This window comes from Paraburkholderia eburnea (assembly GCF_002917095.1).
In the GTDB taxonomy this organism is placed as follows: domain Bacteria; phylum Pseudomonadota; class Gammaproteobacteria; order Burkholderiales; family Burkholderiaceae; genus Paraburkholderia; species Paraburkholderia eburnea.
Genome location: NZ_PQGA01000003.1, coordinates 167,922 through 183,355, shown reverse-complemented (window position 1 = coordinate 183,355; position 15,434 = coordinate 167,922). Strand labels below are relative to the sequence as shown.

Genomic DNA, 15,434 nt, shown 5'->3' with positions numbered 1-15,434 from the left:
GATGAATAGCCTCCCGTCCTCCGGCCGGCTTGACGTTGGTACGCAACCGCAGGCCCGATACGCACTGGTCAATGCTGCGCAGGTGAGCCGTTCACAGTGGGTTGACCTGGCGTATCTACCGGTCGTGCCGGAACGATTCTGCCACCAGCCAGAATTGTTTCCCGTGCTTGTGGATTTTCAGCCGCTGGGGCCGGACGGTCGCGCGGATGTCTGGAGTCGGGACCGGGTGTCGGAGCAGGAAAACGGTGTGCCGTTCGTTCTCGCGTTTTTCGACGCCACAGTTGAAGGCTCTGCTGTTACCGCTCATCTGGTCAGGCGCATGGCCGTGCGGCGCCCTGACGGTGTGGACGACGCCCTGCGCTTCTACGACCCGTTTGTGTTTCAGCATCTGCTCTGGCTGTTGAGTGTCGGGCAGATGGACAGCCTGCTTGGGCCGATTACGACGTGGCACTGGCGTCAACCTGACGGCACATGGCATCAGCACGTACGTGTCTCGGAGCAGGCCAGTCTGCGGCCGTTGCGGTTGACCTCCCCGCAATGGTTGACGCTCCTGCGCATGGCGGAGATCAATCGGGCGCTGGTGGAGCTTTCGCGTGTCGATCCGGCTTGCGCGGGCAAGCCGGGCATCGCGCAACAACTCGACATGCTGCTGGCCGAGGCATCAGACGTGCGTGGTCTGGGCGATCCCCAGGACCGGTTGCTCTATGTGTTACAGGCAAGCCGCTATCACCGTCATATCCACCAACATCCAGTACTACGGAATTGTCTGGGTCAGGTTCGCGAGAACGCGATGACTTTCGTTACGGCTTGCGCTGATATTGACGATTCGCGGATGTGTCGTTTGGCAAAAGAACTCGAACAGATTCAGGTGAGATAACACGTTATGAACGCTACTGCATCGCCGGCATCTTCCCCGTTTTGCCCGTTTTGCGACAAGCATGGTTTGCCCATCCTGCCCGTGCGCTACGCAATCGCGCGTGCCGACAAGGGGAACGCGCCAAAGCTCACGGCTCCTTTCGGCGCAGGCGTCACATCAATTGACCTGCCTGCCAAAAACGCACACTACACACTGCGCCTGCTGCGTTCGGGTTACCTGTATGTGTTTGATGAACGACGCAACGAGTGGAGCGGGTATGTTGTCAATCCTCAGGGTTATCTTTATGTGTTTGATATTCACGCCAAGGTATCACCAGAGGTAGGTAACAAGGAATTCAACGAAGCATGCAAGGCGAAGAACGATCCTTACCTTGCCCGTTGCATCACGGTGAAGGATGCGGCCCACTCGACTCGCGTGTGGCTAGGGTTCAGTGATGTCATGTGGACTCCTGCTGTGCTTCAGAAGCACGCCAAGCCGGATTACCGTAAGGCGCATATGCAATGCATCGATATCGCAGCCTGGCGTGGTGGTGGTACGCAACCGCATGTCGGGGCTTTCGATACGTTGAAGCAAGTGGCTGAATTTGCGGCAGACGGCGTAAGCCTGCAGAAGGAAACGCGTAGCTACGTGCAGAACTTCATGCCGCCGCCCTACAGAACGCTGGAAGATCTTCTGAAGACCGATCCAGCCAGCAAGATGGCATTGGGTATGCTTTCACCCATGATCCAGAAGCTTTGGGCAGGTGCGATCGGCACGCCCGCGACAAGCGGCCCGGTAGATACGGCGGCGTGGGCATTCTCAACGCAGAGGTTCTGGCTTGCCCATGGTGAAGCAGAAGGGCTGATGAAGTGGGCGAACAGCGCTGCCAAACCCTGGCGGGCCGCCGTCGTCGGTTTGTTCGACCCTGCTGGTATTGCCATTGAGCTTAACGGCCTGGCATTACAGTGCAGCATCGAGTTCACGGACGACAGGCGGCGCAAGTGGATTCTCGAAACGGCCTCGATTATCGATTCGTTGCGCGCAAATGTGATGAATGGCGCGGTCAAGAGCGAGAAAGCAGACCGGCAGCTTTCGGCAGAGATTGGTAGCGCCTACGCACTCAGCCATGGAGGGTATGACTCAGTCGGTGGCTATGACGCGTATCAGCAAAAGATAGCGAAGGCCGGTGAGCTTGGCGGCGACGAGGAGGACACGGTTGCGCAGCACGGCTGGGAAAAGTATGCCGGAGAATTTGATGAATCAGGCGAACGCAAATACGTTGAGTCGACCTACCCATCCGAACTGCAGGCTTTTACGGATGCCACATTGGCACCACTGGATGTGCCGTATCTCGCATGGCTCAAGAGCAGTAGCTTGAGCGCTTATCTGACGCATAACTACGATTCGCACGATTGTGATTGCGGCGCAGCCTATACCGATCTGGTTACGGCGATAATTCACAATGCCAGCGGACGCACAGCGGTGCTCGATTTCTTGAGCGAATGTTTGCAGCAGGACCCACGTCACCCGGAGGCGTGGCTGACGCGAGGGCTTGCGCTCAATCACGAACCGCTGATTACCAGCTGGACAGAAAAGGCACTCGCGCAGGCGACGTCGAAGGATTTTCCCTGGAAAGATCTGGTCGAGAAATTCCACGACAAGTTCAAGGACGTGATCGTTCAGGGGGCCGACCATAATCTCAAGCGGCCCTATGCTGATGCTATTGCACGTTGTGCCTATCAGTTGAGCGGCGCAGCGATCAGGAATTTGAGCAAAGCGATAGACCAGGGAGTGGCAACAGGAGCAAGCAAGCTGCCCACCAACTGGTTGATGGGGATACTCGGCACAATGGCCCGGGAGGAAAACCCTAATTTGATCGTGGTGGACCTGCGAGGGGCGTGGAGCCGGAAGGATGCCGCACGGAGTCTGGCCGGCACGCTGGCCAAGCTTGCCGGGGACGATCCGCAGAAATATCGCAGCGGTGCGCGTGCGGCGCTTGAGGCACTGGCAAAGTCGGGAGATGACCTTCATCCCTATCACGGCGTGATGCTCGTGGATCAGGTGAAGGCGAAGGAGCTGGCTGGACTGACGGGAGCCGCCCGCAGGACGGCAGTGGCCGGTGTGCTTACGCCAGCCGAATTCGACGAAATCATGCAGGAAAGCTTCGGCAAGCTGGGCAACATGGACTTCAAATCGGGCGTCGCACAGCTGGTGTTCTCTTCGATCACCCTGTATAGCGCTTTCAAGGACATGATGACGGCTAACCCCGGGGAGATTCTTGGGAAGACGGTTAATTTCGGGGCGGGTGTGGTGGGTCTGGTTGGCACGGCAGGACAGGCGGTTGGCGCGGTGGCAGAAAAGACCGCGTGGGGCGCGGCTAAAACTGCCCGGCAGTTCAAGTTCGTGGCAATCGAAATGGAAACGCGTGCCAGCTGGCTTGTCGGCGTGGGCAAGCTGTTTGGAATCGTTGGAGGTGTCGTGGCAGGTGTGGTGACGATGGTTCAAGGAGTTCAACTATTGGCCAACCATCCTGTTCTTGGCGTTTTGAACATCGGCCTTGGTCTCGTTTCCATCGGTGCGGCAGTCTTGATGTTGTTCACAGCAACCGCAGGAATTGGCTTCGCGGTAATGCTGGTAATTGGCGTCATCATGGTGGCCATAGCGCGATTTACCCCGTCCCCCTTGCAGGATTGGCTGGGTAAATCGCTGACCTTTGGCAAGGGCAAGGACGGCCGTTTTGGAGGTCCCGTTGAGCAGGCGATGGCCCTTAAAGCAATGGCGACGGGAGCTTAAAGATGTACACCGGCTGGATTCGTTCGTTTCCTGTTGACCGCACGTTGTCTGCTCAAGAGCGCCAAGAGTCTCTTCCACATGAAACACAAGCTGACATCGAACCAGGACAGCATATTAGCCTGATTCACATCAATTCGACCTATATTGACTGGATCGATCGCCGATTCCGCTTTCGTGGAATGCTCAACACATTTGTAGCAACGTTGGGATGTATCTTCATTGCCGGTTCCGGGATATACGCGGCCTATGTATTATTGCGTTTAATTCCGGAAGCGGGTCAAGACCTTTGGACCAATGTGGCATGCGCCGTAGCGATATCGATTTTCGGTTTTGGGATCAGCTATTTGCTCTATTACTTCACGATTCGATACGACTACTTCACCTACACCCACTATCCCATCCGTTTCAATCGGAAGACAAGAATGGTGCATGTGTTCAGGCACAACGGTCCGGGTGGAGTCCTAAGTGTACCGTGGGAGTCGATGTACTTTCACATTGGTCGCGGCACGGACATGAAATTTCTGCGTGACATACGCGGTGAGGTGCTGGACGGCGAAGTGGTAAAGGACACGTTCGCGCTTGGCCACGCAGCGGAAAGCGAACCCCCGGTGCGCGAGATGTGGGAATTCATCCGGCGTTACATGGATGAAGGTCCCGACGCTGTGGTCGACAGTCCGATGGCGAAGTACGTGGCGCTGTCGGTTACGCCCACGCTGAAGAACTCCATGCTCTTTGCGGTGAACTTCACCAGTGCGACGACTACGCTCAGGCGTGTCCTCCTGTCGCCGTTCATTGCGCTGTTCACGGCCACACGATGGTTGGTGTTCCGCACCTGCAAGGAGCCTGTCTTCTCGCCAGAGATCGAAGCGACCTGCCAGGTCGCAGCAGACGATCCGAATGTGTGGCCTGTTCCAGAGTCCACGGGACAGTTCGCGGCGGATATCCCAGGGGTGCTCGAATACGCGGAGGCAAAGGCGAGGCGTCGCTGGGAAAAGGAGCGCGCCCGCGAGCAGTCGTTGCGGCAATGATTGCTATGCCGCTGAAGAGCTTGGGACCAGTTTGGTCTGGTTGCTGCGAGGTGGTAACGAATTGATAACTGCGGGTGACAGATGATGGGTTTGACCCGGCAGTTGCTGCATGAATATCCACGAAACATTTAACAACATAGAAAAGGAGTCAAGAAATGAATGACCTGATCCGGTTGGGCGATGATACAGATCACGGCGGCAAGGTGGTCAGTGCTTCTCAGACAATGCGTTACGAGGGCCGCTTTGTGGCACGCAAGGGTGACGAGGTGACATGCCCCAAACACCCGGATGTCCGTCCAAATCGCATCATCGAGGGCGATGAATCGATGAAGGACGATGGCATTCCTGTTGCCCGCCAGGGGCATCGCGCGATGTGCGGTTGCCGCTTGATATCGAGCGTGAACTAGGCGTCAGACATGCCGGTTGAACTGCCATCCCCTCAGGGGGATTTGACGCCGCCGGAGCCGCCAGGATTGATGGTTTGGCTCGTCATTTTCCTGCTGGTCGTGATAGCGGGTGTGATAGCGATGCTGGTCACCTGGCCCAATGGGCAACCCACCAATACCCTATGGTTCTGGGTGCGGCTACTGGTACTCCCGGCGTTTGCCGGTTGCCTGGCATATGGTTTACGCGAACTCTATTTCGAGCAGGAAGCGGATCGCTTTGAAGCGGACAAGGAACAGCTTGAGGCCGACAGGTCCGAGGCGGTCCAGTTTGCCCGCGAACCCTTGGCGATACTGGACAGTGCCTATCTGAGTGCGATGGGAAGCCACAATGTCGCGAAGGATATTGCCGGTGAAGTTCAGGCGCTGGAATCCCGAAAGTCATCTGGCAGCGGCGATGCTGTCCGCCACACACGATTGGCCAGTGCTGATAATCCTGCGTTCGGGAGCCGGTACGAGGCCTGCTTCGTTGAATTGCTGGAACGGCTGGACGAAACCCTGCGGGTTGTTCCGGAGCACGCGCCACTGGAGGTGTATCTGCAACTTCAGCCAGATACGGAATGGGCGCCCATACACGACGCCTGGCAGAACTGCTGGCGGGCCTTTGGTCATCGTCCGGTCGAGGCGGCACTGCTGTCATTGCGGGACGGAGTGATGGCGCTGGATACGTGGCTGGATGTTCGCGGCGGGACGGGGCTGGAGAAATTTGCGCTGTTCGTGGCAGTGCAGTTGCATTCGATACCTCAAGTCAACGGCGCTGAAGCGGCGGTAGCGCTACTGCTTGGCTGGGTGCCACTTGCGCAGCGCAGCGGATTGACGCCGAAAGCCCTGCTGCATCGTCCGGTGAGCGTTGGAGTGGGCACGATCAACGATGCAGTGGCCCGCTCACTCATGTGGGGGGACGCTGAAGCTGAACAGGTCAGTGATCTATGGCAGGCTGGTCTGGATCAGGGAGACAAGGCAGGACTACTCAAGGCATCGTCCGATCTGCAGTCCGGTATATCGTTGACCGATTCGTTTTCCGGCGTCCACGACATCGACTTGGCTATCGGCAACCCGGGCGCGGCGGCGGCATGGCTTGCCATTGCCCTGGCAGCGGAGTTTGCAGGGCAGATGACAACGCCACAAATGGTCGCAAGCCGTGAAAGCAGCCTGCGACTGGCCGTCGTCCGGCCTTCGGGTCATATAACAGAAACAGAAGAGCAAGGATGAGCAACCGCAAGCTGTCGGGTTACTGGATTTTCGTCGTCACTCTCACGTTGATTGTCGCCGTCCTGGCCTGGTTTCAGGGTGGGGCGCTGCACCCCTCGGCTGTACTCAGGGTCACGGTCGTGTTGCTGGCCGGTGCAATCCTGTTGCTTGCACGGGGACCATTTGCGACCGCCTGGCGTTGGGGGGCGAGGCACGCTCCTCAGCGTGCCTCCCGTCGCTATGTTCGCGATCCTGCTGCCCGTGCTGGAGCGACTGGCACTTCCAATGTTACGGTCCAGCGAAGCTGGGCAGACGAGCTAAAAGATGTACTGCGCGACCGCTACGGTTGGTGGGGTCGGCGTTATCAGATACCCTGGTTGTTACTGGTCGGTGAGGGTCCGGTGATCTCCCGCCTAGTACCGGAACTAGCCGAGAGAGGCTTTCGGGTCACCGACGATGTCGTGCTGTTGTGGGGTGGCCTGGAATCCAACGCCCGTATCGATGAGTCCAGGTTGCGCCAGATTCGTCGGTTGCGGCGCGGCCGTCCGCTTGACGCCATCGTGCTCCTGCTAGATGGCAAAATGCCGTTGCCGGATTCTGTGCATGAGAGGAACCCATGGGGTTCTCGCCTCTCGCGCATCTCTGAGGTCGTGCGCTGGTCGGCGCCAGTGTACATTCTTGATGTCGCAGGGGCCGATCCGGTTCACGGAGTCAGCACGCCTGTAACAGGTTGCGAATTCAGTCGTGGCCTGGATGCTGCGGCCGTTGAAACCGCGCTGATCGATTTGCGCGACAGGCTGGCCGACCGGAGCGTGTACCAACTCGCAGATAACGGCGACCACGTTTACGCCTCGGAACTGTCGAAGCGGCTTGATACCCGCAGCGCGCCGCTTGCACGCTGGATCGCGGCCCTTACCGACTGGCAGCGCCGTCCGTTGCCGGTCGCAGGCGCTTTCTTCGCTCCGTTGCCGACTGACATCGTATTGACACCGGGCGTGGACAGCGCCCATCTGCCGCTATGGCGCTATCTGGCCGAGGCGAGCACCCGCATGCCGGGGCGACGTACCCTGGCGCATCCCTATACGGTGTCGTCGGCTATCGCGCTTGCCGCCATCGGCCTGTGGAGCGCGGGCATGCTGGTCTCGGGCATGAACAACGCGCACGAGGTCATGCTCACGAAGGAGGCCCTGCAGGCGCTCGACCGCGCGGGCGATACCCCCGGACGTCTGCGCGCGCTCCTCGCCCTTCAGCAGCGCATCGGCCTGCACGAGGCACGTGTGCAGCAACACACACCGCTGCTTACCCGCTTTGGCCTGAACCACGACCGCGCCGTGCTCGACGCGTTGTGGACGCCCTACGCGCGTGCGGCACGCACGCTGCTTGTCGCGCCCACCCAGCAGGACATCGAAGGTCAGCTCGTGGATCTCGGCCAGATGCAGACTGCGCAGCTCGACACCCAGAGCAGCCAGATGGCGCAGGATGGCCAGCAGGCGCTCAAGACCTACCTCATGATGGCCGAGCCGCAGCGCGTCGATGCGGCCTTCATGGCACCGGAACTTGCCCGCCACTGGAACCTCGACACCGGACTGCGTCCTGGCGAGAAGCTGGATTTCGCCACGCAGCTGATGGGCTTCTGGACTCAGCATCTGCAGGCGCATCCCGACTGGCGCATCCAGCCCCGTGAGGATCTGGTCGGCAACGCGCGCCAGACGCTGCTGGCGATGATAGGGGTTAAAAGTTCGGAAGACACGATCTACCAGGGCATCCTGGATTCCGTGGGCCACAAGTATCCCGACCAGACGCTGGCGTCGCTGACCGCCGGCACGGATACGCGCGGCCTGTTCCGCACCACGGCCACGGTGCCCGGCGTCTTCACCCGCCAGGCGTGGGAAGGCACCATCGAGGCCGCGATTGACGAGGCCGCGAAGCACAATGGCGTCACCGCCGACTGGGTGCTCGGCAACACCGCCAGCGCACAAGGCGGCGCACCGGGCGCACCGGATGCCCAGACCCCGGAGTCACTGCGCAGGGCCCTGCGCAAGCGGTACTTTGCCGACTATGGGGAGCACTGGCAGGATTTCATGAACAGCCTGCGCCTCGATGCGGCGACGACCCTTCCCTCTGCGGTGGGGCAGCTCAGGCTCATCGCCGATGCGCGCCAGTCTCCCGTCATTGCGCTGATGAAGTCGCTCGCCTGGCAGGGCGGCGCGGGCGCGCAGCAGGCGTCGATCTCCGATGCGCTGGTGACGAAGGCGCAGAACCTGTTCGGCAAAAATGACGATACCCCGCAGGCAGCACAACCCGATCCGGCCGGACCGCTGGGGGCATCCTTCGGGCCGGTCCTCCGGCTCGTCGGACAGGGCAGCGGCAACACGCCTGGCGCGAGCGACCTGAGCCTGGAGCGCTTCACCGAACGCGTGACGACGCTGCGCCTGAAGCTGCAGCAGATCAGCGACAGCCCCGATTCCGACGATCAGGCGCGTCAGGTTGCGCAGGCGCTGTACCAGGGCAAGGGCTCGGATCTCTCCGATACCCTGAACTACGCGAAGCTCATCGCGGCGAGCCTCGGTGAGCAGTGGGCCGGCATGGGCAACACGCTCTTTGTCGAACCCGTCACGCAGGCCACGCGCACGGTGCTCGCGCCCGCCGAATCGAGCCTGAACGACGCCTGGCGGCAGAGCATTGTCGAGGCGTGGAACCAGTCGTTTGCCGGGCGTTATCCGTTTGCCAGTACGTCGAACGATGCCTCGCTGCCCGAACTGGCCCGTTTCCTGAAGCCGCAGGGCGGCGTCCTCGATGCGTTCCTGACCACGCAGCTTGCGGGCGCGCTGCAGCTCCAGGGCGACCAGTGGGTGCCGGTCTCGGGCGGTGCGGGCGCGGGCAGTACCTCACGCGCCTTTGATCCGGCTTTCCTGAAGGCCATCAACACGCTGCACAAGCTTGCCGCGCACCTGCTGGCGCAGGGCGAACCGCAGTTCGTGTTCGGACTCAAGCCCGTGCCCACGCCCGGCATCACCGACACGCTGCTCACGCTCGACGGACAGACCCTGCACTACTACAACCAGGTGGAGACGTGGAGCACGATGACGTGGCCCTCGGGCGAGCCCCAGAAGGCGGGCACCCGGCTCGAATGGCAGACCGACACGGCGGGCACCAGCCGCAGTTTCGAGTTCAGTGGCCGCTGGGCGCTGGTGCGCATGCTCGAACGGGCCACGGTCGAACCGCTGGACAGCGCAACGTACCAGCTCACGTGGCGGGCCGCGCCGGAAGCAGGAACGAAGCCGGCGGTCGCGAAGGCCGACACCGCGACGGATCAGGACGCCCTGAACGCGCAGGGGCCGCTCGCCCCGGCCCCGGCGGAGTTCACGCGCCCGGTCCACTACATCCTGCGTACCGACGTGGGTAAAGGGCCGCTGGAACTCCTGGCGCTCAGAGGCTTCGCGCTACCCTCGCGCATCTTCATTGACAGCCCTGGGCCGGCCGTCAAGGCGGTGAGCCAGCCGGCGGGTCCGCCGCCCCTGCCGAAGGCGGCGATTCTGGCCGCGAAGCACGCGGCGGTGTCGCTGCCCGCAGGTGTTGCGCCCTGATGTCCACGAACAGCCACCCGCGCCACGCACAGTTGAGCGCCCGCATCAAGGAGTGACGATGACCGATCCAGTCAGGGACAACGAGATCCTGCGCTACTACGAGGCGGAAATGCGCTACCTGCGCGAGGCCGCGAAGGAGTTCGCCCGCGCGTTCCCCGAGCGCGCGCGTGAACTGGAACTTGACCGCGTGGGCGAGGGGGACCCGCACGTCGAACGGCTTTTTGAAGGCTTCGCGTTTCTGATGGGGCGGCTGCGCCACAAGCTCGATGATGAGCTGCCGGAGCTGACCGAGGGTCTGGTCAGCATGCTCTGGCCGCACTACCTGCGCATGATCCCGTCGCTGGCGATCCTGGAGCTGACGCCCGACCGGGGGGCGCTGCAGAAGCACGAAACGGTAGAGCCAGGGCTGGAAGCCACCTCGGACCCCATCGCGTCTGGGCAGGCCGGGAACGGAACGGGCGGCGAGGCGTACGTCGAATGCGTATACCGCACCACACAGGCCGTTGACCTGTATCCGCTCTCGTTGACCGAAGCCGGCGCCTACGCCCGCGAGGATGGCCACTCGGTCATCCGCCTGCGTCTGACGGTCCAGCCCCAGACGCAGCGTGAGCGTCTGGAGGTGCCGCGTCTGCGCCTGTACCTGAATGCCGACCGGCCCGTTGCCTTGGCCCTCTACGCCGCGCTCAGCGCGAAGCCGGTGTCGATGCACGTGCGCGTGCCGGGCTGGCCCGAGGACCGGCCGGGAACGCCCCAGGCCATGCCCGGCCTGCGCCTGACACCGGCCGGTTTTGCGACCGGCGAACGGCTCTGGCCCAACGCCGACGAGGCGTTCAGCGGCTACCAGCTGCTGCTGGAGTACTTTACGTTCCCCGAGAAGTTCATGTTCTTCGATCTGCTCGGGCTCGACATGCAGGCGATTCCGGCGGCGGCACCGTGGGTCGATGTCGAGGTGGTGCTCGACAGACCGTACCCGGACGACATGCGCTTCGGCGCGGACAATGTGCGGCTCTACTGCACGCCCGCCATCAACCTGTTTCCTGTGGAGGCCGACCTGGTGAGCGTCACGCCCCACGAGAACGAATACCGCGTGACGACGGGGGCACAGCAGGACTCGCCCATCGACATCTATTCCGTCGATGCGGTGCAGTGCATGGAACGCGGCCGGCGCTTCGAATACGTGCCGTTCGCGGCGTTCCGTCATCGTGGCGGCATGCTGCGTCACGAAAAGCCCGAGCGCTACTACCACACGCGCATGCAGCGCGGTCCCTCCGGTCGCTTCGACACCTGGATTGTGCTGGGCGGCCACGCCCGGGAGAGGGCGGATACGCTGCCGAAGGAGAAGCTGACGCTGTCGGTGACGGGCACCAACGGCATGCTGCCCCGCCGGGCGCTGCGCGAGGCGGGCATCCGGCGCATGCGCGGGGGATTTACGAACGTCGCGGCAGTGAGCAACCTTACGGCGCCCACGCTGCCGGTCTATCCCCCCACGGGTGACCGTTTCCAGTGGCGCGTGCTCTCGCATCTCGCGCCCAGCTATCTGTCGCTTCTCGACGCGGAGATCCTGCGCGGCTCGCTGTCGCTCTACGACTGGACCGAAGGCGAGGTGAACCGCCAGCGTATCGAATCGATCAGCGACGTGCGGCACCGGCCGCTGCAGAAGCTCGTCAAGGGCGGCCTCATGCGGGGCGTGGAGATCACGGTGACGCTCGACAGCCGGCACTTCGCGGGTGACGGGGATCTCGAACTGTTCGGCAGCATGCTCAGCCGCTTCCTCGGGCTGTACGCGACCGCGAACCTCTACACGAAGCTGGTGGTCGTCGCGAAGCCCACCGGCCGGCGCATCGACTGGCCGGCAATCCAGGGCGAAGGGGCGCCGTTTTGAACGCCCAGGACGTGCTTGCGGCGACCCTGCCGCCACTGCTGCCCGCATTGCTCGGTGACGCCACGCGGATGAACTTCATCCGCTTCTGCGAGCTGATCGAACTGGCCGCGCCCGATGCACCGCCCCTCGGCACCACGGATTCGCCCGCGCGGGAGCCGGTGCGCTTCCGCTCGCGCCCGCAACTGGGGTTTCCGGGGCGCGAGATCGACGCGGTGGAGTACGACGCCGACAGTCCGTCCGCGCCGCCCGCCGTGCGCACGACGTTCCTGGGGTTCTACGGCGTCGATGCACGCATGCCCGCGTACTTCGCTGACGAGGTGGCGCAGCACCGCGACGGGGCGGAAGCGCTGTCGGCGTTCCTCGACCTGTTTCACCATCGCGTGGCCACGCAGTTCTACCGCGTCGCGCGCAAGTACCGCTATCCGGTGGGCTTCCGGCGCGATGGAACGGACCCGGTGTCGCGCTACCTGCTCAGCTTCGTGGGGTTCGGGTTCAGTACGTCCGCACGCCGGGGCGCACCCGCTTTCACGCCGACGGACAGCGCGCAGGAACCCGTATCGCGAAGCGCCCGGCACAGCCTCGCGTCGGTTGCCGACAAACGCCGGCTGCTGTCGATGCTTGGACTCGCGATGCAGAAAACCCGCACGGCCGAAGGGCTGGCGGGGGTGCTGCGGCATGCGGTGCCGGACGGCCCGATCACGGTCGAGGAGTTCTACCCGGTGTGGCGGGAACTGGATGAGGTGGAAGCGGCACCGCTGGGCGAGCAGTGCCTGCTGGGCCGGGGCTTTTACGACCGGGCAAATACGGTGCGGGTGACCTTTACGCCCGTGACGCGTGAAGGCGTGCTCGCGCTGGTGCCCGGCAGGCCGGCGCATCGCGAGGTGATGGCGCTGCTGCGCTTCTACCTGGGCTACGAAAGCGAGGCGCACCTTGAGATGCAGGTGCGGCCGGAGCTGATGCCCGCGCCGCTGCTGTCGCCGCAGCAGACGACGCTCGGCTTCACGGCGCAACTGGCGGCACCCGAAGCCGCGCGGGGTTCAGCGCGGATGACCAGCGTCCAGCTTGGCCGCTGGAACGGGCCGGCGCACGCCACATGAACGACAGGACGCAGCCCATGAACATGACGTGGATGAACGGATCGATGAAACGCAGGGCGAGATTAGCGACGCTGGCGGTCGCAGCGCTGGCGACAGCGCTGACCGCTGGCTGCGGAGTCGGGCAGGCGGTGGGAGACAGCACGGTGAACGCGGCGAAATGGGCCTTTACGACGCAGGTCAAGACCATGAATGTGGATCTCGCGGCCCGTGAGGCGGTCAACGAAGCGGCCAGCGGCCAGCCGCTGTCCACGGTGGTGAGGTTCTACCAGCTGAAGGACGCGAAGACCTTTGCGCAACTGACCTATGTGCAGCTGCAGACGGATGACCTGGCACTCCTGAAGGCGGATCTGCTGGCCACGAAGGACGTGGTGCTGCGGCCAGGCGCGAGCGCGAGCGTGGCCGAGCCGATGAACGCCGATGCGCAATATGTCGGTGTGGTGGCGTTCTTCCGCGAGCCGTCGCAGGACGCGGACTGGAAGCTTGCGATTCCGAAGAAGCAGTGGAAAAAGACCGACCCGGTCAAGATCGCGGTGAGCGGTCGCGAACTGGTGGTGATCGGTGCCGATCCACAGCCGGTCACGCGTCAGGCGCCGCAGCAGGGTTTGCCGTCAGGCCCGAAACCCGTGGGTCCGACAGGGGCGCAGGCCGGCAGCCAGAAGACCGGGTGAAAGGAGCGGGAAATGATTGATCTGGAGTCCATATCAATGGCAACCCGATGGCGGGGCCATTCATGAATGCCGTGCCAGAGTACGCGCGGCGCCCTGAGGTCGGCGCGGCTGCGCCGATGTCCCCTTCGCTGGTGAAACTCATCCGGCGGGCCAGTGAACTCGGCTGGCGGTGCCTGGCGCGCACCTGGAACGGGTATCACGCACGTTATGCCTTCGAATGTCCGAACGGCCACCTGCAGGAGCGGCAGGCTGTGGCGGTGACCTACGGGATACCGGTTTGCCGGCACTGCGAGGCCGACGCAATCCGGGATCGCTGGATGGCCACGCTCGCCCGCCGTGGCGGTGAACTGGTCGAGGGCACGTTCACGGGGCTGGAGAAGCGCTACCGGCTGCGCTGCGCAAAGGGCCATGAGTGGGAGGCGCAGGGCGGCAAGATCGCCGGAGGTTACTGGTGCCCGGGTTGCCGGAACGAACGTATGGCACGGCGTCATCTCCGGGCGGACGGGCTGGAGCGGCTCCAGGTCGCCGCACGGGAGAAGGGCGGGCGGTGTCTGACCACGGAATACACCGGGGGGAGCGGGTACTACCCGTTCGAATGTGCTCTGGGGCACCGCTGGAGCGCGCAGGGCGCGGAAATCGTTCGTGGCCAGTGGTGCCCGGGGTGCAAGAAGAAGGTGATCGGGGCGAAGACAGGCGCCCGCCAGTTTTACCGCGACGGCCTGCAACGGTTGCAGGAGGCCGCGCGGCAGCACGGTGGCACGTGCCTGGCAACGACCTACACCGGCGCAAAGAGCCACTATCCATTCCGTTGCGCGCACGGGCACGGATGGGAAGCGAGGGCGAACCAGGTCTGGTATGGCAAGTGGTGCCGGGAGTGTTACTGGGACAGCCTGAAGCACTCGATCCAGGAGATGCAGGCCCTGGCGCGCAGCCACGGTGGCGAATGCGTATCGTCAGAGTACGTCGATACCCGGACGAAACTGCAATGGCGCTGTGAGCGCGGGCATGCATGGTCCACCAGACCGGCTGTCATCATCCGGGGGGGGGGCTGGTGCCCGCTGTGCGCGAACCTCGAACGGTCGAAGAAGCGCGGCAAGCGGCTGAAATACGATTTCGAGGGGTGAATCCGGGTGAACAGTGACCATGAAGAACACACAGCATGATGCCGTGCGTCCGTACTTCTCCGAATTTCCCCTGCTGGTCCTTGCGCGTCCCACCGACGACGGCCAGTTCGATGTATCTGGCCATATGGCGGTGGACGGCAGGACCATTGGCGGCTATGCCAATCCCGTGACGGCGTGGATCGACGCGACACAGTTTGCAAAGGCAGGACGGTCGGGTTACAGGCCCGAATGGGCTGGAAGGTTCAACCGGAAGCTGTTTTATAACGCGGATACGCAGTGCCTGATGGTCGATGTGCGTACCTGCTGGCCCGTGCATGAGCGCAGGATCATCTTGCAGCCCGACCTGAGCCTCGCCACAATCACGAAGCCGGTCCGGCTTCATGTACCGCACGGGGCAGAACTGCCAGCTTCGTTCGAGGTGGATGCGGCTGCATCCAGATGGCTCGATGACGTACACGAGCGTGCGGGGCTTTTTGCGTGGCGCGAGACAGTGCGGGCAACTCGCTCCTGGGAGGTGTCGAGGGTGGAGTCCGCCGTGAAGCGTGCGCTGGGGACGATTGAAGTGACGGCTTGTGATGCGTCGTTGTGCGATGAACTGGCACTGTTCGACCCCGAGTCGGAGCGATGGCATTTCGTTCCGGCTGCGGACTTCCTGAAGAAGTGAGAGCGGGATGCCCGGGTCGGGAGGCGGGAAAGAATGGGAGGCGGTGAAAGTCCATGACGAACGATGAAACGGCGCTGCATCGCCTTCGACGCGCCGCGATT

General features: G+C 62.8%; 11 protein-coding genes. All 11 read left to right on the top strand.

The features are described 5' to 3' along the window. Window position 1 precedes the first annotated feature (1 nt). The 11 genes from B0G62_RS08850 to B0G62_RS08800 all read left to right on the top strand — a co-directional run bounded on the left by B0G62_RS08850 (window position 2) and on the right by B0G62_RS08800 (window position 15,333). Entirely contained in the window at window positions 2–877 is an 876-nt protein-coding gene (locus B0G62_RS08850; RefSeq protein ID WP_103703818.1) for a DUF4123 domain-containing protein, read from the top strand. A 6-nt stretch (window positions 878–883) separates the two neighbouring features. Then, window positions 884–3,649 carry a T6SS effector BTH_I2691 family protein gene (locus B0G62_RS08845; RefSeq protein WP_103703817.1) on the top strand — a complete coding sequence of 922 codons (2,766 nt, stop codon included), beginning with the start codon at window positions 884–886 and terminating at the stop codon, window positions 3,647–3,649. Window positions 3,650–3,651: 2 nt separating this feature from the next. Then, window positions 3,652–4,677: a DUF6708 domain-containing protein gene (locus B0G62_RS08840; protein ID WP_103703816.1), complete on the top strand. Its 1,026-nt coding sequence runs from the start codon at window positions 3,652–3,654 to the stop codon at window positions 4,675–4,677. Between the two features lie 155 nt (window positions 4,678–4,832). Next, window positions 4,833–5,084, top strand: coding sequence for a PAAR domain-containing protein (locus tag B0G62_RS08835; RefSeq protein WP_103703815.1), 252 nt, complete (start codon window positions 4,833–4,835; stop codon window positions 5,082–5,084). Between the two features lie 9 nt (window positions 5,085–5,093). Then, window positions 5,094–6,332, top strand: coding sequence for a hypothetical protein (locus tag B0G62_RS08830; RefSeq protein ID WP_146055222.1), 1,239 nt, complete (start codon window positions 5,094–5,096; stop codon window positions 6,330–6,332). 791 nt (window positions 6,333–7,123) lie between these two features. Then, window positions 7,124–9,898, top strand: coding sequence for an ImcF-related family protein (locus tag B0G62_RS08825; protein WP_244193161.1), 2,775 nt, complete (start codon window positions 7,124–7,126; stop codon window positions 9,896–9,898). A gap of 58 nt (window positions 9,899–9,956) precedes the next feature. After that, complete coding sequence (gene tssF, locus B0G62_RS08820; protein ID WP_103703812.1) at window positions 9,957–11,780, top strand: type VI secretion system baseplate subunit TssF; 1,824 nt, start codon at window positions 9,957–9,959, stop codon at window positions 11,778–11,780. Between the two features lie 68 nt (window positions 11,781–11,848). Next, window positions 11,849–12,877, top strand: coding sequence for a type VI secretion system baseplate subunit TssG (gene tssG, locus B0G62_RS08815; protein ID WP_103704104.1), 1,029 nt, complete (start codon window positions 11,849–11,851; stop codon window positions 12,875–12,877). Window positions 12,878–12,900: 23 nt separating this feature from the next. After that, on the top strand, window positions 12,901–13,545 hold the full coding sequence (tssJ, locus tag B0G62_RS08810) for a type VI secretion system lipoprotein TssJ (RefSeq protein WP_407671121.1): 645 nt from the start codon (window positions 12,901–12,903) through the stop codon (window positions 13,543–13,545). A gap of 62 nt (window positions 13,546–13,607) precedes the next feature. Further along, entirely contained in the window at window positions 13,608–14,669 is a 1,062-nt protein-coding gene (locus B0G62_RS08805; RefSeq protein WP_244193160.1) for a hypothetical protein, read from the top strand. Between the two features lie 19 nt (window positions 14,670–14,688). Beyond that, the gene (locus tag B0G62_RS08800; protein WP_103703811.1) at window positions 14,689–15,333 is read left to right on the top strand and encodes a hypothetical protein; all 645 of its coding nucleotides are present in this window, start codon (window positions 14,689–14,691) and stop codon (window positions 15,331–15,333) included. Window positions 15,334–15,434 lie beyond the last annotated feature (101 nt).

Excerpts from the sequence above, each read along its gene's own strand:
- B0G62_RS08850 (WP_103703818.1), top strand. The coding sequence starts at position 2 with ATGAATAGCCTCCCGTCCTCCGGCCGGCTTGACGTTGGTACGCAACCG.
- B0G62_RS08845 (WP_103703817.1), top strand. The coding sequence starts at position 884 with ATGAACGCTACTGCATCGCCGGCATCTTCCCCGTTTTGCCCGTTTTGC.
- B0G62_RS08840 (WP_103703816.1), top strand. The coding sequence starts at position 3,652 with ATGTACACCGGCTGGATTCGTTCGTTTCCTGTTGACCGCACGTTGTCT.
- B0G62_RS08835 (WP_103703815.1), top strand. The coding sequence starts at position 4,833 with ATGAATGACCTGATCCGGTTGGGCGATGATACAGATCACGGCGGCAAG.
- B0G62_RS08830 (WP_146055222.1), top strand. The coding sequence starts at position 5,094 with ATGCCGGTTGAACTGCCATCCCCTCAGGGGGATTTGACGCCGCCGGAG.
- tssF (WP_103703812.1), top strand. The coding sequence starts at position 9,957 with ATGACCGATCCAGTCAGGGACAACGAGATCCTGCGCTACTACGAGGCG.
- tssG (WP_103704104.1), top strand. The coding sequence starts at position 11,849 with ATGAACTTCATCCGCTTCTGCGAGCTGATCGAACTGGCCGCGCCCGAT.
- tssJ (WP_407671121.1), top strand. The coding sequence starts at position 12,901 with ATGACGTGGATGAACGGATCGATGAAACGCAGGGCGAGATTAGCGACG.
- B0G62_RS08805 (WP_244193160.1), top strand. The coding sequence starts at position 13,608 with ATGAATGCCGTGCCAGAGTACGCGCGGCGCCCTGAGGTCGGCGCGGCT.
- B0G62_RS08800 (WP_103703811.1), top strand. The coding sequence starts at position 14,689 with ATGAAGAACACACAGCATGATGCCGTGCGTCCGTACTTCTCCGAATTT.